Origin of the sequence: Pseudomonas saudimassiliensis, from assembly GCF_000939975.1 — a bacterium.
Lineage (GTDB): Bacteria > Pseudomonadota > Gammaproteobacteria > Pseudomonadales > Pseudomonadaceae > Halopseudomonas > Halopseudomonas saudimassiliensis.
The window spans coordinates 2,140,203-2,161,341 of sequence record NZ_LK391969.1; the positions used below are offsets into that span (position 1 = coordinate 2,140,203).

The window sequence follows — 21,139 nt, forward strand, 5'->3', positions numbered from 1 at the left end:
TGCCCTCTTTCCCCAAAAAACAAAACCCCCAGCTCTCTCGAACCAGGGGTTTCGCTTCCAGCTTCCAGCTTCCAGCTGCTTTTAAACCTTACTCGCCAACTCCGGCACCAGCTCAAACAGGTCACCCACCAGGCCATAATCCGCTACCTGGAAGATCGGGGCTTCCTCGTCCTTGTTGATGGCAACAATGACCTTGGAATCCTTCATACCTGCCAGGTGCTGGATCGCACCTTTCTCTTTCAGGCGTACGGCCTCTTCCACGGCGATTTCGCAGAAGGGGTTCATGGACATCTTGACGTTGGCGAGGTCGACACCGCTGTTGTCCGCCTTGACGCGAACCTTGACGTTGTAGTCAACGACCCGCTTAACCGCTACTAGTACCTTCATGGTTACCTCATTCTTCCGCGTAGTTGTCGCGTAATTGCAGGCAAAAGCCTGGCTTGAAAAGTGACCACACCATCGAATATAGTCACGAAAAGACTGAATGACGAATTTCGTAAAGCCCCTTATCATGCCGAGGGTATGCGGGTGGGTCAATAGCCATGCAGCCAAAGTCGTATTGAAAATGCCCGGGCTTTACATCTTTACACTGGTGTGACGAGGCGCGATTGCTATAATGCGCCGCTATGCATTCACGGAAGATCTCAATATAAAGCGATTTTTCGATTCGGCCGAAGAGTTAGGAGATAAAAATAGTGGAACGCGAATTCATGGAATTCGATGTCGTCATCGTGGGAGCAGGCCCTGCCGGTCTGTCTGCCGCCTGCCGCATCAAACAGCAAGCAACTGACGCTGGTCAGGAGATCAGCGTCTGCGTCGTGGAAAAAGGCTCCGAAGTGGGCGCACATATTCTGTCCGGCGCGGTGTTCGAACCCCGTGCATTGGAAGAGCTGTTTCCCGACTGGAAAGAGCTGGGCGCTCCGCTGAACACCCCGGTCAAGCGTGATGACATCTATATGCTGACCAGCGAAGAGAAGTCCACCAAGCTGCCTGATCTCCTCGTGCCGAAGACCATGCACAACGAAGGCAACTATATTATCTCCCTGGGTAACCTGTGCCGCTGGCTGGCCCAGCAGGCCGAGAACCTGGGTGTCGAAGTGTATCCGGGCTTCGCTGCCCAGGAAGCGCTGATCGATGAGAACGGCATCGTTCGCGGCATCCTCACCGGCGATTTGGGTGTTGACCGCGAAGGTAACCCGAAGGAAGGCTTCTATACCCCCGGTATGGAGTTGCGCGCCAAGTACACCCTGTTCGCTGAAGGTTGCCGCGGTCACATCGGCAAGCAGCTGATCAAGCGTTACAACCTGGCGTCCGACGCGGATGCCCAGCACTACGGCATTGGCATCAAGGAAATCTGGGACGTCGATCCTGCCAAGCACGAACAAGGCCTGGTCGTGCACACCGCCGGTTGGCCGATGGATATCACCGGCAACGAAAACACCGGTGGCTCCTTCCTTTATCACATCGAGAACAACCAGGTTGTGGTGGGTCTGATCGTGGATCTGTCATACAGCAACCCGCATCTGTCGCCCTTCGACGAATTCCAGCGCTACAAGCATCACCCGGTAATCAAGCAGTACCTGGAAGGCGGCAAGCGCGTCTCCTATGGCGCCCGCGCCATCTGCAAGGGCGGTCTGAACTCCCTGCCGAAGATGGTCTTCCCCGGCGGTGCCCTGATCGGTTGCGACCTGGGCACCCTGAACTTCTCCAAGATCAAGGGCAGCCACACCGCCATGAAGTCCGGCATGCTTGCCGCCGACGCTGTGGTGGAAGCACTCAAGGCCGGCCGCGAAGGTGGTGATGAACTGACCGGCTATGTCGATGGCTTCAAGGCCAGCTGGCTGTATGACGAGCTGTTCCGCTCGCGCAACTTCGGCCCGGCGATCCACAAATATGGTGCGCTGTTCGGCGGTGCGTTCAACTACATCGACCAGAACTGGTTCGGCGGCAAGATCCCCTTCACGCTGCATGACACCACGCCGGATCACGCCACCTTGAAGAAGGCTTCCGAAGCCAAGAAGATCGCCTATCCCAAGCCGGATGGCGTCCTCAGCTTCGACAAGCTGTCGTCGGTGTTCCTGTCCAACACCAACCACGAGGAAGACCAGCCGGTCCACCTCCGGCTCAAGGACCCGAGCATTCCGATCGAGCAGAACCTGCCGCTGTATGACGAGCCTGCGCAGCGCTATTGCCCGGCCGGCGTGTACGAGGTGGTGAGCAACGACGATGGCAGCAAGCGCTTCCAGATCAACGCCCAGAACTGCGTACACTGCAAGACCTGCGACATCAAGGACCCGGCCCAGAACATCAACTGGGTGGCTCCGGAAGGTACTGGCGGACCGAACTATCCCAATATGTAATGTCCGCTGACTGCGTCTGGTTCAGGCGCAGCCAAAAAGCCCCGGCAGAGTGATCTGTCGGGGCTTTTTTTCATGCCAGGAATAGAGTGTTGCTGCGCCGTCAGGCCGCGACGGTGGGCACCAGCCCCGGGCCTCGCGGATTCGAGGGCAGCGGTGGCAGGCCGTGCAGCGCCCGGGCCCGCTGGCACTCGGGGCTGTCCTGGCCATTTTCCCCGTGGAAGGGAAACTCGCGACAGGTGCTCGAGCGTTTTTCGTAAATGCTGCAGCGCACTCCCTCCCCTACCTCCCCCAGCAGTGCCACGCAACGCGGTGAGGGTTGATTGGTGCCCTGCATGCAACTGAGGTGAGGTGTCACCTGCTCGGTCAGACGTTGCGGTACCAGGCCACCGGCTACTTCATCGGTTTCGCCCCAGTAAAAGGACACCCTGAAGGTGACACAGCAGGCGCCGCAATTCAGGCAGGGGGAGTCGCTCATTTCATCGCATTCCTCATTCGATTCGGGTGCGATTTTTTACGCCTGTCGCCCTCTGGTGCGCAAGAGGGGAAAGAAAAAATAACTCGTCCCAGTCCCGCCATGCGCCCTGCCCCTCGCCGGCCTTTCGGGCTACTATTCGGGAACATTTGCCGATTGCATGGATATCCCGATGTCAGATTCTTCCCTTCTCGCCGGTATGGACCTGCACCAACTCGATCGCATCGCCGATCACCTCGACAACAACTATCTCAAACCCGGAAAGCTCCCCTGCACCGCCACCCTGGTGGCGCGACGGGGCCAGGTCGTGTGGCAACAGGCCCAGGGGCTGATGGACGTGGAACGCGGTGTTCCTGCCACCCGCGACACCCTGTTCCGTATCTATTCGATGACCAAGCCCATTACCTCCATTGCACTGATGCAGCTCTATGAACAGGGCCGCTTCCTGCTCGATGATCCGGTGCACAAATACATTCCCTCCTGGCGCAACCTGCAGGTCTACCAATCAGGTGTGCACCCCAACTTCGTGACCAAGCCACCGGCCCGTGCGATGACCATCCGCGACCTGCTCAGTCACCAGGCCGGCCTGAGCTACGGCTTTTCCTGCCGTACCAACGTCGATGCCGCCTACCGTCAACTCAAGCTCGATGGTCATTCCGGCCTGACTCTGGAGGAGCTGATCGACGAGCTGTCGCGCCTGCCGCTGGAGTTCTCCCCCGGCAGCGCCTGGAACTATTCCCTGGCTACCGACGTGTGCGGGTATCTGGTGCAGGTACTGTCCGGCATGCCGCTGGATGACTATTTCAATGTGCACATTCTTCACCCGCTGGGCATGCAGGACACCTTCTTCACCGTACCGGCAGACAAGCTGTCGCGCTTTGCCGCCTGCTATCAGTACGAGTCGGGTGACACGTTCAGCCTGCAGGACGACCCGCAGACTTCCCATTTCACCCGGCGCCACGGCTACCTGTCTGGCGGCGGCGGGCTGATCTCCAGCCTGGGCGACTACTACCGCTTCGCCCAGGCGCTGGCCAATGGTGGAGAGCTGGACGGCGCCCGCATCATCGGTCGCAAGACCCTGGAATTCATGCGCCTGAACCACCTGCCCAATGGCGTGGACCTGCCGAGCATCTCCATCGGCGGCTTCAGCGAGACGCCCTACGATGGCTCGGGATTCGGCCTCGGGTTTGCGGTGAAGACGGATATCGCCAAGTCCCAGACCATCGGCTCGGTGGGCGAGTACGGCTGGGGTGGCATGGCCGGTACGACCTTTTTCATCGATCCGGTCGAGGATCTGCTGGTGGTGTTCATGACCCAACTGATTCCCTCCTCCAGCTACCTGATTCGGCAGGAATTACGCGCGCTGGTGTATGCCGCACTGGTCGATTGAAGCGCAGACCTAACGGATGCAACATGATTTTTAGCGTGCCCCGGGATTATAAAGTGATGCAATTCAGGGTATAAGGGCGCTATGAAAATACCCCCACGCATTCAGCCACTGGTCGACGACGGACTTGTCGACGAAGTCATTCGGCCCTTGATGAGCGGCAAGGAAGCTGCCGTCTATGTCGTTCGCTGCGGTAACGAGATCCGCTGCGCCAAGGTGTACAAGGAGGCAGACAAGCGCAGCTTCAAGCAGGCGGTGCTGTATCAGGAAGGCCGCAAGGTGCGCAGCAGTCGCCGCGCCCGGGCCATGGAGAAAGGTTCGCGCTTTGGCCGCGAGCAGCAGGAGAGCGCCTGGCAGAATGCCGAGGTGGATGCACTTTACCGCCTGGCCGCCGCCGGCGTGCGGGTACCCCAGCCCTATGGGTGCTTCGATGGCGTACTGCTGATGGAGCTGGTTACCGATGACCAGGGCCTGGTGGCGCCGCGGCTGAACGATGTCTCGATGTCCGCCGAGCAGGCCGAGGAAGACCATGCCGTAGTCATGGAGTACGTCAAGCGCATGCTCTGCGTCGGCCTGGTGCATGGCGACCTGTCGGAGTTCAACGTGCTGGTGGACAGCTGGGGCCCGGTCATCATCGACCTGCCCCAGGCCGTCGATGCGGCTGCCAACAACAACGCCCTGAGCATGTTGCGCCGGGATGTTGCCAACATGACCGCCTACTACGGCCAATATGCCCCCGCCCTGCTGAACACCCGCTACGCCGACGAGATGTGGTCGCTGTATGAAGCCGGCGAGTTGCTCCCGGAGACGCTGCTCACCGGTGAATTCGAGGATGACCAGGAAGCGGCGGACGTCGATGCGGTGGTACAGGAGATCAAGGCGGTCATGGCCGAAGAGCAGGAGCGCCGGGAACGGCTGATGCAGAACGAGCAGGACGACTGAGCAATCAGTCGTCCACTCGCCCGCGCAGGGATTTGATCTTGCCGCGCTGGGTTTTACTGTCTACCCGCCGCTTCTGCGAAGCCCGGGTCGGTCGGGTGGGACGGCGGGTCTTTTCCACCACGGTGGCCGCCTGGATCAGCTCGACCAGCCGGGCGATCGCATCTTCGCGGTTCTTTTCCTGGGTCCGGTATTGCTGGGCCTTGATCACCACCACGCCGTCCTTGCTGATGCGTGCGTCGCGGTACTGCAGCAAGCGCTCCTTGTAGAAGTCCGGCAGGCTGGAGGCCTGCACGTCAAAGCGCAGATGGATCGCACTGGAAACCTTGTTGACGTTCTGCCCACCCGCGCCCTGGGACCGGATCGCCGTAATCTCCAGTTCGTTCTCATCCAGCTCGACCGTTGCCGATAGTCTGACCACTCCTTCCTCCCACTGCGCCTCAGATGCCTACAAGGGTACAGCACTTGGGCGAGCCGGTCTGCCATGGGTCTGTTGGGGACGGCTCAGCTAGCGGACCTGGGCGCCATCTGCAGGAACCGGACAATCCAGGCCATCATCAAGTTGCTGTCAGCGTCGGCACTGAGGGAAGCCCTTCCGGCCCGCAAACGCGCTGGTGGCAGCACACCCTCGCGCAGATTCATCAAATCCCGGCAATAATCCTTGCAGAATTCCGGGTGGCCCTGGACGCTGAGAAAGCAGTCCCCGTACTGGATCAGGTAGTAGGGACAGAACTCGCTGCTGGCCAACACCTGGGCCTGGGGCGGCAGGATCACGACCTGGTCCTGGTGACTGACCAGTAGATCAAGATGGGCCTGGAAGGGCTGCATCCAGTCCTTGCGTTCGATCACCTGGTTGAAGGACAGGCCAACGCCCCATCCCCGCTCCGATTGCCGCACGGTCCCGCCCAGCGCCCGGGCCATCAGCTGGTGACCGAAACAGATGCCGATCAATGGACGCTGGTGCTCCCACAGGGTGCGCACGAAACCGCACAGTGCATCAATCCAGGGCAGCCCATCATTGACACCGAACCTGCTCCCAGTGATCAGCCAGGCATCACACTCGTCGTGACTGCCAGGCAGCTCGCCATCCAGCACCCGGTAGACCGGCAGCTCACACTCCGGCAACTGCGCGCGCAACTGCTCGGCGAACATCTGCGGATAGTTGCCGTACAGCGGCTGCAGGCTGGTCACTACATCGTCACATTGCAGAATCCCGATTCTCACATCTCACCTCGCTGACTGAACATTCCTGGCGGCGCAGAACATTTGCAATGGGCATGCCAGCGGAGCGCCATACCCCCTAGTCCCAACCCGGTACGCGCTGGCGGATACGCGTCGAGAACGCCGGGTCGTCATCCGCCGCCCTTGCCCGCTCGGTAATGTTGCCATGGTGCTGGAGTTCCGCAAGGGAACGCCCCGGCAACATGCCACCCACCTCGTGCACATAGGCCGGCAGGTAGCCGGTCAGCAGCAGCCGGTAGTCGAGGGGTAGCCCGTGGACGATCTTTTTCATCATCGAGTACACGATGGTGGTGCAGTTGCCGGTCACCGTATGGTAGAAGCGAGGGTGCTCGGCTAGCCGGTTGGCCTGCACCACGAAGGAACGGAACAGCTCCCGCGCGTCGGTCGGGCTGAGGTTGATCCGGTACAGCTCCAGCTCCTCGTTGCGCACGTTGCTGCGCACCCGCACGATGTCGCGCTCATCGGCAGCGATGATGCTCAACTCGAACTGTTTGAAAAACCCGCCCAGTTCGGAAAACCTTTCGTGTTGCTCGCGGCGGATCTCCACGGAAAACGCCACATGCTCGCCGCCATCGAAGCCGAAGGACACCAGCACGTGGGAAATGGGCGCCAACCCCCAGTTGGAGGTGATCATGTCCACCGAGCGCAGGCGCGCCAGATCGTAGTCACGGGTTTCCCAGCGCACATCATAGTCCTGCTGGGTACGCCAGTCGAAGTTGCGCACGTGGTGCAACCTGACCTGCCGGCCGTCGATTTCGCCAGTGGTGATGTATTCCAGATCGTCTGCCCAGTTCCGCTGGTTGCTCGGCTCGATGCTGCCCCACCACACCGCCAGCACAATGCCCATGGCCAGGTACACCAGCAGACTCTGCCACCAGCTGCCGCCCAGCCAGAGCCAGTACAGCAGCGCCAGCAGACAGAGTAGCCAGAGACCACCGAGCCCGACGCGGCCGAGCATGCCGCCCGGCGCCTGGAACCACAGCGCCAGCACTGCCCAGACGCTGCTGAGGATCATGACCAGACTGACCAGGGTCAGGAGAATGGATCGAAGCATGTGCGGCCCGCGAGAAAAATATCGGCCCATCCTACGTCAAAGGATGGAAACAGGGATAGCCGGGGGCAGGCCTAAAGCTGCCCCTCGATCGGCAGCCAGCCGAGGAACCAGGCAGCTGTCCGCCGAAACCGGCTGGCATGGGGCTCCCGATCCCAGGATTCCCCGGCGGCTTCCCAGCGCAGCGCGCCATCATCCAGCTGCAGTTCGAAGGCGAACTCATCGGATGTCCAGTGCCGGAACAGTCCAACCAGTTCATTGGCGAGCTCCGGCTGGTGAACCAGCACCCCGGCCTCGGTATTGAGCACGATCGAGCGCGGATCGAGATTCACCGAGCCGACGAAGACCTTCTGCCGATCGAAGACAAAGGCCTTGGCGTGCAGGCTGGCCTGGGACTCGCCGAGGAAAGTGCTGGTCCGCTCCCGTTGACCGGCCTGGGCACGCAGCTCCCAGATACGCACACCGCCATCGAGCAGCGGTTTGCGGTAACTGGCGTAGCCACTGTGCACGGCCAGCACATCGGTGGTCGCCAGGGAATTGGTCAGCACCTCGACCGCCACCCCATGCTCCACCAGGTCCAGCAGGAACACCTGGCCACTGGTGCCGGGAATGAAATAGGCAGACATCAACAGCAGCTCGTCCTGACTTTCACGGGCATGATTGGCCAGCTTGCGCGCCAGGATAGGGACCTGATTGGTGGCGTGGGCCGGGTCCGCCTTGGTGGGCGGGTCGCTCAGCCACTCGGCGGTGCCCCAGTGCCACTCGATCCGGTCGTCCTGCAGGGCGCGGGTGAAGGGGGAACTGGCCACGGCCTGCAGGTAATCACCACCGGAGTGGTTTGCCCGGTGCGTCTCCAGCTTGGCGCGCAGCCTGGCAATGGCCTCGGCCCCGGTATGGCGGAACATGCGCTCCACCGGCACCGACTCGTTGGCGTTCCAGTAGGCATCGAAACTGCGCGCCACGTCTTGGCTGATCCGCCCCATGCCGAGAATGTCGATATCCTGGAAGTCCCGCGCACTGAGGGAAAAGTATTCGTCACCGATGTTGCGCCCGCCGGTGATGAACATCTGGCTGTCCACGATCATCAACTTGTTGTGCATGCGGTAATTGATACGGCCGAACTCGCCAATCTTGCTGAAGTATTTCAGCACCTTGCCGCGCAGGGTAACGGGATTGAACAGTCGCACCTGGATGTGCGGGTGGTGATTGAGCGTGGCGACGTCGAAGTCCCGCAGGCCGCTGCCGATGTCATCCAGTAACAACCGCACCCGCACGCCCCGGTCGGCCGCATCGAGCAGGCGCTCGGCGATGAGGCCGCCGGTGACATCGCCGCGGTAGATATAATACTGCAGATCGAGGCTGTGCTCGGCCCGGTCGATCATCGCCAGGCGGGCGGCGAGCGCGTCGGTGCCGGTCTGCACCAGGCTGAAACCGGACAGCCCGGCACTGCGCTCCGGCTGGTGATCACGGACATATCGGCCGATTTCCGAGTCAGGGTCCGGCGCCCTGGCAAAGCTCGGCGGCTGGCTCTGCTCCGGCAATGAGCTGGCACACCCGGCCAAGATCACCAGTGCGCAGGTCAACCATACCGCCTTCCATCTACGTGTCTTCACCCTGCTCCGCCATGCTCACTGGGACAGCGCCCATTCTAGCAGCCGGTTGGCTTGAGCGTTAATCGGTCACTACCAGTTGGTACTCTGTCGCCCGCATGCCACGGGTATGCAATACCACATAGCCCTGACTGCTTGGCGTCAGTCCCTGCGCCTGCGCGGCGGCATAGAGCGCCTGCCAGGTACCGGCGGCATCGTTGCGCTGGGTGTCGAACATCACACTCAGCACCTTGGCCGGCGGCTGCTGCAGCAGAGCGTAGCCGGCCACGTGCCCGCCATTGCTCGACACTGGGAAGCCGACATGCATCTTCAGCGACGTGGCATCGGTGCCGGTCAGGTCGGGAATAAGCAGGGTCAGCGGGCCGGTCAGGCTCATACCGCCGCGACGCACGGCAGCGGTGCCGATCTTCACGGCCATCGGGCGCAGACGCTGGTCCAGGTCGGTCGCAGTGGTCGCCAGCGGACGGCTGAACAACATCATGGCCGGGCGCTCGCGCAAGCTGATGCGGTACTCGTGTCCTGCTGCCTGGTGCACCAGGGTGTCACCCTTGCGCACATCCACCCGGGCCCGCTCTGCGGCCGGTAGCTGGGCGTAGGTGCCGCACAGGCTTCCTTGCAGCTCGGTTCGCTGCGCGGGGCTCAATTGCGGGTTACCCTGCAGCGCCTGGCAGACTTCTCGATCATAGCCATCCCACGCCTGGCGCGCGGCCCCGGCCTGCAGCAGGGCAGCAATCACCTCCGTGCCGGCGTTGCCCGCCGCCAGTAACAGCGCGGTCTGCCGCCCCTGTTGGGCCTGTCGCCGCTCCGGTCCACCGACGCCGACCCCGGTGAGCATACGGGTGGCCTGGTGCACATTGGCGCCCCGCTCCAGCAGCCGCTGCACGCTTGCGGGCTGGTTCTGCTCAGCCGCGCTCATGAGCGCGGTCTTGCCCCAGGCATTGCTCTGGTCCGGGTCGAAGCCCGCTTCCAGCAACAATTGGAGATTGTCCGGGCGCAACACGGCGGCCATGGTCGCCGGGCTCTGATCGGCACCGCGCCCGCGTTGCTCGCCCAGGGTATTGGTTTCGTAAGCGATGAAATCCCGGACCACCGGCGCCGGTGCGTTATTCAGCAGGACGCTATGCAGGGTGGCGAACTGGCGGCCGCGTTCGAGCTCGCCGGGGGCCGGTGCGAAGGCGTAACGGGGCTGATAGCGGGCATGGGGCGATAGCGGCAGGGCTACCGGCTCGGCTGGTGCCGCGAGGCTTTCCATCGCCCGCGCCAGGGTTTCGTGCAACAGCAGGTCGGCAGCGGAACGCGCCTCCGCCGCCGTGAGCCCCTGCCCGGAGAACAGTTGTTGCAGCTCCTGCCAGGCCGGCTGCAACATCGGCATTACCCGGCGATAGATCTGCTTGTTGGTGATGTTGCGCTCGGACCAATCAAACAGGGTTTCCAGAGCCTGGTCATGGCGCTGCTGAAGCGCCCCGTCGCGACCATACCGGGCGCGGGCATCGACGCCCAGCAAGGGCAAGTTGAGCAGCGTCCATTGCCACTCCTTCCAGGCCTGGAAGCTGTCCCGCCGCTCATGCTGGGCCATCACCGGCAGTGGCGGGCCGGCGATCCCGTCCAGTTCACTCTGCAAGCGGGCATAGCTCGCCAGCCCCGCCAGGGTGTTGGTACGCGGGGGCGTCAGGTAGGTCTGGTACAGGCACAGCGGGCGCAGGCTACCGGCTTCCAGTTGATACAGACCGGCGTAGGCCGATTCACCCCGCGCTGCGGGCGAGTAGAACCCCCAGGTTTCATTGACCAGCACATAGGTACGCCCGTCGCGGCGGTAGACATCAATGGCGCCATAATCGCCGGTCTGGGACGAGGCCGCATGGGCCCGGCCGCCATAATTCGGTTGCTCCGCGACCCAGTGGGGCAGCGTTGCGTCGTCGAGTAACGGCTGACCATTGACGCTGAGCCCCCGGGCCCGGGTCTGATACCCGGCATACAGCCCGGCGTTGTACAGCTCCACCCGGACCCGCTGACCGTCGACCTCGGTTTCCGCTGCCGGGCCATGACTACCGGCCAACAGGGTTATCCCGGCCAGACCCGCGGGGGATGGCAAGCCGTGGCGGCGTAGCTCCTGGTTCAGCTGGCCGCCGGTTTGCTCACATAGCCCCGGACTGCGGTTATCCGCCAGTCGGAACTCCGCATAGCTGGCCATAGCATGTACCCCGCCCGGTGCCACGGGAGCCGGCTGCGCCCAGGTCTGCAGAGCCTGCAGCCGTTGTTGATACAACGAGACCAGGCAGGCCCGGCCCTGCGCGCTCGGCTCCCCGTCCACCAGATCACACTGCTCGGCCCGGCTCAACAGCCAGCGCCGGTGATTGGCGGCCAGCAGCAGGCTGCCCACTGGGTCCAGCTCCTGCTGCAACTGGTGCTGTCGCGCGACCAGCTCCTTGTCCAGCCGGGCCAGTTGATCGTCGGTGCAGATTTGCCGGTGCACTGCCGGCAGCGCCCCCGTGCAATCGAAGCTGGCCCGGGTCTGCACCAGGGTTGACGGCGCCTTGGGCGTCTTGTCGATAGGCGGTTTCGGTGGCACCGGTGCGGCGCACGCGGTTAATAGAACAGCGGCGATCAGCGCAACCGGGCGAAGCATTGTTCCTGCCATGGTGATGTCCTTTCCTGCAACGATGTCAGTTGATGAAGATGGCAGTGCCGTAGATGACATATTTCTCGGCTCCCTGGTTGGGCGGCGGTGGGAAGGGCCCGGCGCCACGCACCGCCCGCTCCGCGGCCGCATCCAGCAGCTCGTCGCCACACCGGTCGATCTCGTAACTGAGCACGCGACCGTTGGCATCCACGGTGATTTCATAAGGGATGTAGCACTGGCGCTTGAAATCATTGGGGTCGCCCTTGTAACCCGGCGGCGGCTTGTATACCGACCCTTCCGGCCGCTTCAGTTGGGCGGTGACCCGGTTCTTGACCGTGTCGGCATAGGCCGAGGGGACCGGCCGGCCGCGTACCGCTGTTGGGTCCGGCGCGGTGGTTGGCGCGGGGGCTGCCCACTCCTGATTGGCGCCAAAGGTATGCACCGGCGGGCCGGCAGGCGGTGCCGGGCGTTCGGCGGCGCGGGACGCGGTGGTGGCGCGGGTGCCGGTTCAGGCTCGGGTTCTGGTTCTGGTTCTGGTTCTGGCTCTGGCTCTGGTTCGGGCTCCGGTTCGGGCTCCGGTTCGGGTTCGGGGGCGGGAGGCGGCAATTCAACCAGCTCCACGGCCACCACCTGAGCCTGCGGCGTTACCGTCTGGCTGGTACGCAGCGTCAGCAGCCAGCCCAGCAGCGCCCCATGCAGCAGCACCGACAGCGCGATGACTGCCAGGCGCATGATCCAGACGCGCGGGTATCGGCCTGGACTGTTCATCAGGGCACCAGCTCTTCCGCGGCCACCAGGCTGATGCGGCTATAACCCGACTTCTGCAGCTGGTTCATCACACGCATCAGGGTGCCGTACTCCACTGCCTGGTCGCCCCGGAGGAACAGCCGGGTGTCCAGGCGTTGCCCGGTTACCCCATGGGTGGCGGTAGCCAGTTGCGCCAGCGTGACCGCCTGCTCCTGAACGAACAGTTGCCCGTTCGCCTGCACGCTGATATAGACCGGTTCGGTAGGCGGCGTACTGGGCGCCGCGGCGTTACTGGGCAGATCCACCGGCACGTCCACCGTGGCCAGGGGCGCAGCAACCATGAAGATGATCAGCAGCACCAGCATGACGTCAACGAAGGGGGTGATGTTCATCTCCGCATTCTGCTGATAGCTGTGGCGCTTCACCGTTGGGCCGGAATCGAGCTGGATAGCCATGCTCAGCGCCCCTCATCCAGTTGGCGCGAGACGCTGGCCAGCAGTTCGGCGCAGAAGTTGTCCAGGGTGCCGACAAAGCCGTTGATGTCCCGGGCGAACTTGTTGAAGATCATCACCGCGGGGATGGCGGCAAACAGGCCGAGCGCGGTTGCCAGCAGCGCCTCGGCAATGCCCGGCGCGACCACCGCGAGACTGGCGGTTTTCAGGGTGGCAATGCTGGCGAAACTGTTGAGGATGCCCCACACGGTGCCGAACAGCCCGATAAAGGGCGCCGTGGCGCCGATTGTCGCCAGCACGCCCATCATGGTACCCAGCCGGGTCAGGTCCCCTTCCTGGACGATACTGGCGTTCAAGGACATGCGCTGCAGCAGGCGGTTGATCTGATCGGTCGACAGGTCATTGCTGCGGTGCTGGGCAAAATGCGCAAGTTCGGTCTGCGCCGCCTGCCAGATGCGGCCGACTGCGCTACTGCTGGCCCGCTCGGTCATCTGCGCGGTATCGCCGCCGCGAAAGGCGCGAATGAACTCCCGATTGCGGCGCCGGGCGGCAGCGAAGGTCCAGAGTTTCTCGAACAGGATGGCCCAGGTCAGCAGTGAACAGAACAGCAGGAATACCATGACCGACTTCACCACCAGATCGGCCTGCAGGAACATCTCCCGCACCCCGAAGCGCTCCCCAGTGGCGGGCGTATCAGGTGCAATCGCCACGGCTGCTGCCGCCGGCCCGGCCTCCTGAACGACCGGCGGTGGTGCTAACGCTGCCGGGTCGGCCGGCGCCTGGGCCAGCGCCATGCCGCCCGTTATCCCGATAATCCCCAGCAAAGTGACCAGGCCAACCATCCGTACCCTGCCCTGCCAGCGGCCAACCCGTGATCGAAGCGTCTTGCTTTCCATATGAACCTCGTTTGTTGTTATTTGAAATCGGCAGAGCTGGAGGGATCCAGGTCCGTTGGTGCGAGAATCCTGTGCAGCGCCGTCACGTAGCGGCTGAAGGCCTCGCGGCCGGCAGCGCTGAGGCAGACGCGGGTGCGTGGCTTGCGGCCGGCAAAGTCCTTCTTTACCAGCACATACCCGGCGCTTTCCAGGGTGGTCAGATGGGCCCCGAGATTCCCGTCAGTGGCCTGGACGATGGCACGCAGCGCCACAAATTCGAGCCACTTGCCCGCATCCAGGGTATTCAACGCCGCCATGATTTTCAGTCGCACAGGCTGATGGATGATCTCGTCGGGTGTTTGCATCACTGGCTCCTGAGCCACAGGCCGGAGATGATCAGCGTGCCGCCGCAGGCCATGCTCATCCAGGGCCAGAACACCGGCAGCAACCACAGGTAGCCCGCCAGGCACAGGGCGCCGAGCACCAAGCCGATGACGGTATACCGAGGGCGCAGCTGGATACCGCGCAGGATGTACAGGGCGGAGAGCAACAGCGGAGCGAGTAGCGCGCCCTGCTCGGGTGTCAGGGGCCAGAAAACAACATTGAGGACGATGCAGAAGAGTACGAAGGTGGCGATTATTGCCAGGTAACGCCAGGCGACGCCAGCGGTCTCCGGCGCGGTTCGGCGGGCCAGCCGGACGCCGATGCTCACCGCCGACAGGACCACGACAGTCCAGACCAGCAGCAGGTGATCAGGGAAGCAGGCAGACAGCGCAAACCCGATGACATAGGCCAGTCCCCAGAGCAGCAACTGCCCGGACTCGGCCTGGTAATCCTGGAACCCAGCAGCGCGATGCCGGATCACGGCAATCTCACGCAGCGCTTGGGCGGCTTCTTCCACCGTTGGGGGCATGCCGGCACCTCTGATTTGTTTTTGTATTTGTTCTGTAAAGCACTCTATGAAACAGAGCAAACAAAAGCAACATCTGTATCGATAAAAGTCAGCTTGCCGATTATGACCACCCGCCCGTCCTGCTCGGGCCAAGTGCAGCCGAGCGGTCAACGGCCGGGGTCACCGGCTGAACTCAGTGGCCAACCGGCACTCTATGTGGAAGACCGAACCGGTAGGAAAGACCGATAACGGTTCGCTCACCGATAGCCGAAACCCGGATGCCTGTCTCGTGCAGGCCCTGCCGTCACGCTCAGGAGTAGGAATGCCGCGCCCCCCTGTCTTCAGGTTTACCCCCGCCAGACTGACGTTGCTCGCTGTCATGATGGTCACGCTGCATGGCTGCGGTGATGATGAGGAGCCAGCGCCACCCCCGCCGCGTATCGTGATGGTTGCCGAGGTCGAGCCAGGGTCTCCGCAAGCGCAGACCCTGCGCTTCGCCGGTGTCGTGGAGAGCGTGACTACCACCCAGCTGGCCTTCCAGGTTGCCGGTCGGGTCGAACGCGTGCTGGTCGCCGAGGGCGCACGAGTGACCCGCGGGCAGGCCCTGGCCAAGTTGGATACCACCGACTACCAGCTGCAGCTGCGCGACGCCACGGCCCGGCATCAGCAGTTGGAGGCGGACCTGGCTCGCAAGCGCAAGCTGCTGGCCGAAGGCATTCTCGCCCCGGCTGCCATCGAACCGCTGGAAGCGGCGCTAGTATCGGCCCGGGTGGCACGGGACACCGCCGCCCGCCAGATCGGTTACGGCGAGCTGACCGCACCTTTCGATGGGGTCGTGGCCCAGCGTCTGGTGGAGCCGGACATGGTGGTCAATGCCGGCACGCCGATCTTTCACCTGCAGGACAATCAGCACATCGAGGTGAGTGTCGAATTGCCGGAAGCCGCCGCCCTGGCCATACCGCTGGGCCCTGACCTCGAAGCGGAAGGACAACCGGTGCTGGCCGAAGCGCTCACCCTGCCGCTGACTTATCGCGAACACAGCACCCAGCCCCGGGAGGGTGCGCGGACCTACCGCTTGGTGCTGCGCGGCACCCCGCCCGCGGAGTACAACCTGCTGCCGGGCATGTCGATGCGCGTGGCACTGCAGCGCCCGGCCCCACCAGCCCCGGACGACAGTTATCTGTTGCCCCTCTCGGCTTTGCAGGCCGCCGCCGACGGGCAACATTACGTCTGGCTCGCTGCCGATGGCGAAGCGCAGCGCCAGCCGGTTCAACTGCAGGGCATCGAGGCCGACCGCGCACGGGTATCCGGTGCGTTGGCCGACGGCGCCCTGGTGGTCGTGGCTGGTGGCAGCAAGCTGGCCGACGGCCAGGTGATAGAAACCAGACGGCGGGACTGATATGGATTTTGCCCGTTACGCCATCGGCAAGCCGGTCAACACCTGGGTATTGATCCTCATCCTGCTGGTCGGCGGCTGCGTCGCCTTCTTCGAGGTTGGTCGCCTGGAGGATCCCGAGTTCACCATCAAGCAGGCGGTGATCAATGTGCCCTACCCCGGCGCCACCGCCCTGGAGGTCGAACAGCAGGTGACCGAGCCGGTGGAGAGCGCCATCCAGCGGCTGACCGAGGTGAAGGAAATCCGCTCCCGTTCCATGGATGGCCTGGCCGAGATCCGGGTGGAAATCCAGGATCGATATACCGGCAATGCGCTGTTGCAGATCTGGGATGATCTGCGCAACAAGGTCGGCGATGCCCAGGCCGAACTGCCGCCCGGCGCCGGCCCCGCCGTGGTGGATGACGACTTCGGTGATGTCTATGGCATCTTCTATGCGCTGACTGGCGAAGGACTGACCTACCGGGAACTGTATGAGCTTGCCAAGGAGCTGCGCCGCGGGCTGCTGACAGCAGAAAACGTGGGCAAGGTCGAGATCACCGGCGAGCAGGAAGAGCAGATCTTCATCCATATCGACCAGGCGCAGCTGGCGGCGCTGCGTATCGCCCCGGACGAAATCATGGCGGCGCTAGCGGACGCTGACGCGGCAGTGGATGCCGGCGGCGTCCAGGCTGGCGAGCAGTTCCTGCGGCTGCAGCCCAGCGGCGCCTTCACCTCGCTGGAGGCGTTGCGGGCGCTGCCGGTCGGCCAGGGTCCGCAGAGCATCACGCTGGGCTCGATCGCCCGGATCGAGCGGGGCTATCTGGAACGCCCGCGCCAAATCATCCGCCACAACGGCCAACCCGCCCTCACACTGGGGATCAGCGGCATTTCCGGGAGCAATATCGTCAGCGTCGGCCAGACGGTCGAGGCCAAGCTCCAGGAACTGCAACACCGCATGCCCTTGGGCGCGGAGCTGCATCCGCTCTATGAGCAGCACAGCATCGTCAACGATGCGGTGAACAGCTTCGCGCTCAACGTGCTGGTCTCGGTCGCCATCGTCGCGGCGGTGCTGTGCATCGCCATGGGCCTGCGTACCGGAGTCATTATCGGCGCAACGCTGTTTCTGACGGTACTGGGCACGCTGCTGCTGATGTGGACCTTCGGTATCGAGCTGGAACGCATTTCCCTCGGCGCACTGATCATCGCCATGGGCATGCTGGTGGACAACGCGGTGGTGGTAGCAGATGGCGTATTGATCGAGCAGCGCCGCGGCCGCTCGGTACTCGAGGGCGCCCAGCGCACCCTGGCGCAGACCCAATGGCCGCTGTTGGGTGCCACCATCATCGGTATCCTGGCCTTCGCCGGTATCGGCCTGTCGCAGGACGTCACCGGGGAATTTCTGTTCTCCCTGTTCTTCGTCATCGCAACCTCCCTGCTATTGAGCTGGCTGCTGGCCTTGCTGGTCGTGCCGTTGTTCAGCCATTACCTGCTGGAGCGCCGTGACAGCGCCAAGGCTGAGGATGATCAGTCCGACGAGGCGGCGGATGACGGTTCGCTGTATCAGGGGCGCCTCTATGATTACTTTCGCCGGGCGGTGAACGGTTTACTGCGCCATGCCAAGCTGACCCTGATCGCCCTGGTCATCCTAACGGTGGCCTGCGTGCTGGGCTTTGGCAAGGTGCCGCAGAGTTTCTTCCCGGCTTCCAGCACGCCGCTGTTCTACGTCAACCTGTTCCTGCAGAACGGTACCCATATCCGCGAGACCGCCAGCACAGCCGAAGAAGTCGAGCAGTACCTGGCGCAGCTGGAGGGTGTGACCGATGTATCCACCTTCATCGGCGCTGGCGCATCACGTTTCATGCTGACCTACATGCCCGAACAGTCGGACTCCTCGTTGATGCACTTTCTGGTGCGCACCGACGATGCCGAGCGTATCGCTACCCTGGTGCGGGAGATCAATCAGACACTGCCGCCGCGGTATCCCGCCGCCAACGTGCATGCGGCCCAGTTCCTGTTCGGCCCCAATGCCGAAGCCAAGCTGGAAGCACGGATCAGCGGGCCGGATATCGCGGTGTTGCGTGAATTGTCCGCCGAAGGCCAGCGCCGTCTGCAGGATCAGGGGCAGGTGCAGAACATTCGCGACGATTGGCGCCCAAGGGTGCTCGCCGTGCAACCCCAGCTCGATCTGGAACGCCTGGCGGACGCAGGTCTGACCCGCCAGGGCGTGGCCCGCGCCCTGGCCTTCGCCAGCGAGGGATTGCCCGCGAGCGTACTGCGGGAACGGGACGAGTTGATCCCGATTGTGCTGCGCGCCGCGGAAAACGACCGGCCGGCAGCCGAGGATGTCCTGCAGCGGCTGGTCTGGAGTGCCACCGGCAATCGCTATGTGCCCCTCGGCCAGGTTGCCGACGGCATCGCCCTGACCAGCCAGGATAGCGTCATTCGCCGCTTCGACCGGGAGCGGACCATTGCCATCCGCGCCGAGCCGCTCGATGGCGACAATACCAACGAAGCGCACGCGCGCATCCGCCCGCTGCTCGAGTCCATCGAGCTGCCTTTGGGGTACCGTTTCGAATGGGGCGGTGACTTCGAGCAATCGTCCAACGCCCAGGAAGCACTGGGGAATACCCTGGCGGTGCCCTACCTGGCCATGCTGCTGGTTACCGTATTGCTGTTCGCCCGGGTCCGCCAGCCGCTGATGATCTGGGCCGTGGTGCCCATGGCCATCTGCGGGGTCACCCTCGGGCTGCTGGGGACCGGCAAGTCATTCGACTTCATGGCGCTGCTCGGTCTGCTGAGCCTGTCCGGCATGCTGATCAAGAATGCCATCGTGCTGGTCAACGAGATCGACCGGCAGATCGCCGAGGAGATCCCGCGTTTGACCGCCATCGTCGAGGCCTCGACCTCCCGCCTGCGCCCGGTGACCATGGCCGCCGGCACCACCGTGGTCGGCATGGTGCCGCTGCTGTTCGATCCCTTCTTCGCCAATATGGCCGTCACCATCATGGCGGGGCTGGCTTTCGCTACCGCCCTGACCCTGCTGGCGGTGCCCTGCCTGTACGCCGTCTTCATGAAAGTGCGGCAGGAGGAAACCCGATGATCCGCCCACGCCGCCCCGTCGCCGTCCTCGGTCTGGCCGTGCTGCTGGCTGCCTGTTCCAGCGTTCCCGAGTATGCGGAGCCGGAGCTACCCGCGCAGTGGTTCAGTCGCAGCCAGAGCGCATCGGTCGCCCCGCAGGCCCTGGCCGCCTGGTGGCAGATGTTCGACGACCCGACGCTTACCCGGCTGGTCAGCCGCGCCATGGAGCGCAACCCTGACGTGGAGCTGGCCATGTTGCAGGTGAGCACTGCCCGCGCCCAGTTGCGCCAATCCCGCGCCGCCTTGCTACCCAGCATCGATCTGCCGGGCAGCGCCAGTCGCCAGCGCATCGAGAATGACCGGGATGTTCCACCCGGCCCGTTGCAGGATCTGGGCCTGGATGACGACATCCGCATCGAGAACTGGGAGTTGGCATTGCAGGCCAGTTGGGAGCTGGACCTGTTCGGCGCCACCCGCGCGCGCAACCAGGCGGCCGCGCACCAGCTGCGCTCGGCTGAAGCAGAGGCCATCGCCGCCCGTCTGGCGGTAGTGGCGAATACCGCCCAAGCCTATATCCAGCTGCGCGCCCTGCAGAATCAGCGGCAATTGCTGGTCGAGGGTATGGCGCTGGCGGCCGAACTGGAGCGGATCGCCAACCTGTTATTCGAGGCCGGTGAGGTGACCCGCCTGGATGTGGAAAGCGCCGCCGCAGAGCACGCCACCCTGCGCGCGGACCTGAGTGAGCTGGATCTCAACCTGGCCCAGGCCGCGCTGGCCCTGGATACCCTGCTCGCCCAGCCGCCGGGTACCAGCGCCGGGGAGCTGTCCGGCCCCGCTGGCGTGCCCCTGGCCAAAGGACCTATTCCGGCTGGCCAGCCCCTGGACCTGCTGCGCCGACGTCCCGACCTTATCGCCGAAGCGGCCCGGCTGGACAGCGCCGAGTCGCAGTCATTGGCTGCCCGCCGCGACCTGTTCCCAACCTTGGCGATCCAGGCCGCCCTGGGGCGCTCGGGCATGGCGCTGAATAACGAGTTGTCCAGCGTGTCGAACTTCACCCGGCTGGGCGCCACCTTCGGGCTGCCGATCTTCGACTTTGGCCGCCGCCGCTCCGCCATAGAGCTGGCCGATGTCGCTGGGGAAACCAGCTACGTCGCTTTTCGCGCGGCTCTGGGCGACGCCCTGGAACAGGTGGAGCGCGGCTTGGCTGGGGTGGACGGTCAGCGCCAGCGCCTGGCGGCACTGCAACAGATGCGCGCCCATTACCAGCGCAGTCAAGAACTGGCTGACACCAGCTACCGCTTGGGTGAAGCCAACCTGCAGGAGGTACTGAATGCGCAGCGGGGGCTACTGCAGGCGCGCCAACGTCAGTTGAGCGGCCGCACCGAACTGGCTACTGCCCAGGTGGCACTGTTCGTGGCGCTGGGCGGCGGTTGGCAACCTGACCCAGCGCCGGCAACGTCCGAGGCAGGCAATGCGCCCGGGCTCGGTCAGACCTTGAACTCGGCGGCGGCACGCTGAACCTCGGTGGACAACTCCTGTTGCGCCTGGGCGCTGGCCGTCAGTTCGGTCATGGACTTGGCTGTGGTGTGTGCCTGCACATGGATGTCCGCCAGCTTTTCGCCCATGCGCTGTGCCCGGCGGCATTCCTCTTCAATCGCCCCGTCGATTTCACCGCTGGCGCGGGTGATATCCGCTACCTGATCGCGGATGTGTACCAGCAGCCGTTCCGCCTGGGCGGCGCCCTGCAGGCACTGGGCAGCGGTATCCTGCTCTCGCGCCAGTCCTGATGCGGCGTCATTGACGGTACTGCGCAGGCGATCCAGCATGGCCTGGATCTGACCCGTGGCCTCCTGGGTGCTGCGCGACAACCGCCTGACCTCATCGGCCACTACTGCAAAGCCCCGGCCCTGGTCCCCGGCCCTGGCCGCTTCGATGGCGGCATTCAGGGCTAGCAGGTTGGTCTGCTCCGCCACGCCTTCAATGGTATCGAGCACCGAGACGATATCGTCGGCGGCTTGTTGCAACTGACCCATGCTGTC

17 protein-coding genes and 3 pseudogenes are annotated in these 21,139 nt (G+C 63.8%); 6 read left to right on the top strand and 14 right to left on the bottom strand.

Annotated elements, in window-relative coordinates; genetic code table 11:
* Window positions 1–81: 81 nt before the first annotated feature.
* Window positions 82–231: pseudogene (locus tag VG99_RS16215) on the bottom strand (electron transfer flavoprotein subunit alpha/FixB family protein); the annotation flags it as partial.
* A pseudogene (locus VG99_RS16220) lies at window positions 205–387 on the bottom strand (electron transfer flavoprotein subunit beta/FixA family protein); the annotation flags it as partial. The pseudogenes VG99_RS16215 and VG99_RS16220, both read right to left, overlap by 27 nt.
* Window positions 388–695: 308 nt before the next feature.
* Here VG99_RS16220 and VG99_RS09925 point away from each other — a divergent pair.
* Entirely contained in the window at window positions 696–2,360 is a 1,665-nt protein-coding gene (locus VG99_RS09925) for an electron transfer flavoprotein-ubiquinone oxidoreductase (protein ID WP_044499671.1), read from the top strand.
* A 100-nt stretch (window positions 2,361–2,460) separates the two neighbouring features.
* Here the strand turns inward: VG99_RS09925 and VG99_RS09930 are convergent, their stop codons facing one another.
* A complete protein-coding gene (locus VG99_RS09930; protein WP_044499673.1) occupies window positions 2,461–2,835 on the bottom strand; it encodes a YkgJ family cysteine cluster protein in 375 nt (124 codons plus the stop codon).
* Window positions 2,836–3,004: 169 nt separating this feature from the next.
* Between VG99_RS09930 and VG99_RS09935 the strand changes: the two genes are divergently transcribed.
* Window positions 3,005–4,222: a serine hydrolase domain-containing protein gene (locus VG99_RS09935; RefSeq protein ID WP_044499675.1), complete on the top strand. Its 1,218-nt coding sequence runs from the start codon at window positions 3,005–3,007 to the stop codon at window positions 4,220–4,222.
* Window positions 4,223–4,303: 81 nt separating this feature from the next.
* A complete protein-coding gene (locus tag VG99_RS09940) occupies window positions 4,304–5,161 on the top strand; it encodes a PA4780 family RIO1-like protein kinase (protein WP_044499678.1) in 858 nt (285 codons plus the stop codon).
* 4 nt (window positions 5,162–5,165) lie between these two features.
* Here VG99_RS09940 and arfB read toward each other — a convergent pair whose 3' ends face one another.
* The 10 genes from arfB to VG99_RS09990 form a co-directional block, all read right to left on the bottom strand.
* Entirely contained in the window at window positions 5,166–5,579 is a 414-nt protein-coding gene (gene arfB / locus VG99_RS09945; RefSeq protein WP_044499679.1) for an alternative ribosome rescue aminoacyl-tRNA hydrolase ArfB, read from the bottom strand.
* 83 nt (window positions 5,580–5,662) lie between these two features.
* Window positions 5,663–6,382, bottom strand: coding sequence for a glutamine amidotransferase-related protein (locus VG99_RS09950; RefSeq protein WP_044499680.1), 720 nt, complete (start codon window positions 6,380–6,382; stop codon window positions 5,663–5,665).
* Window positions 6,383–6,458: 76 nt separating this feature from the next.
* Window positions 6,459–7,454, bottom strand: a complete 996-nt coding sequence (locus VG99_RS09955) for an Lnb N-terminal periplasmic domain-containing protein (protein ID WP_044499681.1) — start codon at window positions 7,452–7,454, stop codon at window positions 6,459–6,461.
* 71 nt (window positions 7,455–7,525) lie between these two features.
* The gene (locus VG99_RS09960; RefSeq protein WP_076939745.1) at window positions 7,526–9,064 is read right to left on the bottom strand and encodes a phospholipase D family protein; all 1,539 of its coding nucleotides are present in this window, start codon (window positions 9,062–9,064) and stop codon (window positions 7,526–7,528) included.
* A gap of 58 nt (window positions 9,065–9,122) precedes the next feature.
* Window positions 9,123–11,699, bottom strand: a complete 2,577-nt coding sequence (locus VG99_RS09965) for an ankyrin repeat domain-containing protein (protein WP_158023910.1) — start codon at window positions 11,697–11,699, stop codon at window positions 9,123–9,125.
* Between the two features lie 25 nt (window positions 11,700–11,724).
* Window positions 11,725–12,123, bottom strand: a complete 399-nt coding sequence (locus VG99_RS09970) for an energy transducer TonB (protein ID WP_044499689.1) — start codon at window positions 12,121–12,123, stop codon at window positions 11,725–11,727.
* A gap of 325 nt (window positions 12,124–12,448) precedes the next feature.
* Window positions 12,449–12,883, bottom strand: coding sequence for a biopolymer transporter ExbD (locus VG99_RS09975; protein ID WP_044499691.1), 435 nt, complete (start codon window positions 12,881–12,883; stop codon window positions 12,449–12,451).
* Window positions 12,884–12,885: 2 nt separating this feature from the next.
* Window positions 12,886–13,776, bottom strand: a complete 891-nt coding sequence (locus tag VG99_RS09980; RefSeq protein ID WP_082050025.1) for a MotA/TolQ/ExbB proton channel family protein — start codon at window positions 13,774–13,776, stop codon at window positions 12,886–12,888.
* A gap of 17 nt (window positions 13,777–13,793) precedes the next feature.
* Entirely contained in the window at window positions 13,794–14,120 is a 327-nt protein-coding gene (locus VG99_RS09985) for a winged helix-turn-helix domain-containing protein (protein WP_044499694.1), read from the bottom strand.
* Window positions 14,120–14,668 (bottom strand): hypothetical protein, encoded by a 549-nt coding sequence (locus tag VG99_RS09990; RefSeq protein WP_044499696.1) that lies wholly within the window; start codon window positions 14,666–14,668, stop codon window positions 14,120–14,122. The genes VG99_RS09985 and VG99_RS09990 overlap by 1 nt, the downstream gene beginning before the upstream one ends.
* 301 nt (window positions 14,669–14,969) lie before the next feature.
* Here VG99_RS09990 and VG99_RS09995 point away from each other — a divergent pair, with 301 nt between their 5' ends.
* The 3 genes from VG99_RS09995 to VG99_RS10005 are packed head-to-tail and all read left to right on the top strand — an operon-like array spanning window position 14,970 to window position 20,618.
* Window positions 14,970–16,046: an efflux RND transporter periplasmic adaptor subunit gene (locus tag VG99_RS09995; RefSeq protein WP_044499697.1), complete on the top strand. Its 1,077-nt coding sequence runs from the start codon at window positions 14,970–14,972 to the stop codon at window positions 16,044–16,046.
* 1 nt (window position 16,047) lies between these two features.
* Window positions 16,048–19,122, top strand: coding sequence for an efflux RND transporter permease subunit (locus VG99_RS10000; protein ID WP_044499699.1), 3,075 nt, complete (start codon window positions 16,048–16,050; stop codon window positions 19,120–19,122).
* Complete coding sequence (locus VG99_RS10005) at window positions 19,122–20,618, top strand: efflux transporter outer membrane subunit (protein WP_420848296.1); 1,497 nt, start codon at window positions 19,122–19,124, stop codon at window positions 20,616–20,618. The genes VG99_RS10000 and VG99_RS10005 overlap by 1 nt, the downstream gene beginning before the upstream one ends.
* On the opposite strand, the pseudogene VG99_RS16480 reads toward VG99_RS10005, so the two are convergent.
* A pseudogene (locus VG99_RS16480) lies at window positions 20,588–21,115 on the bottom strand (methyl-accepting chemotaxis protein); the annotation flags it as partial. The gene VG99_RS10005 and the pseudogene VG99_RS16480 sit on opposite strands and share 31 nt — an antisense overlap.
* Window positions 21,116–21,139: the final 24 nt, after the last annotated feature.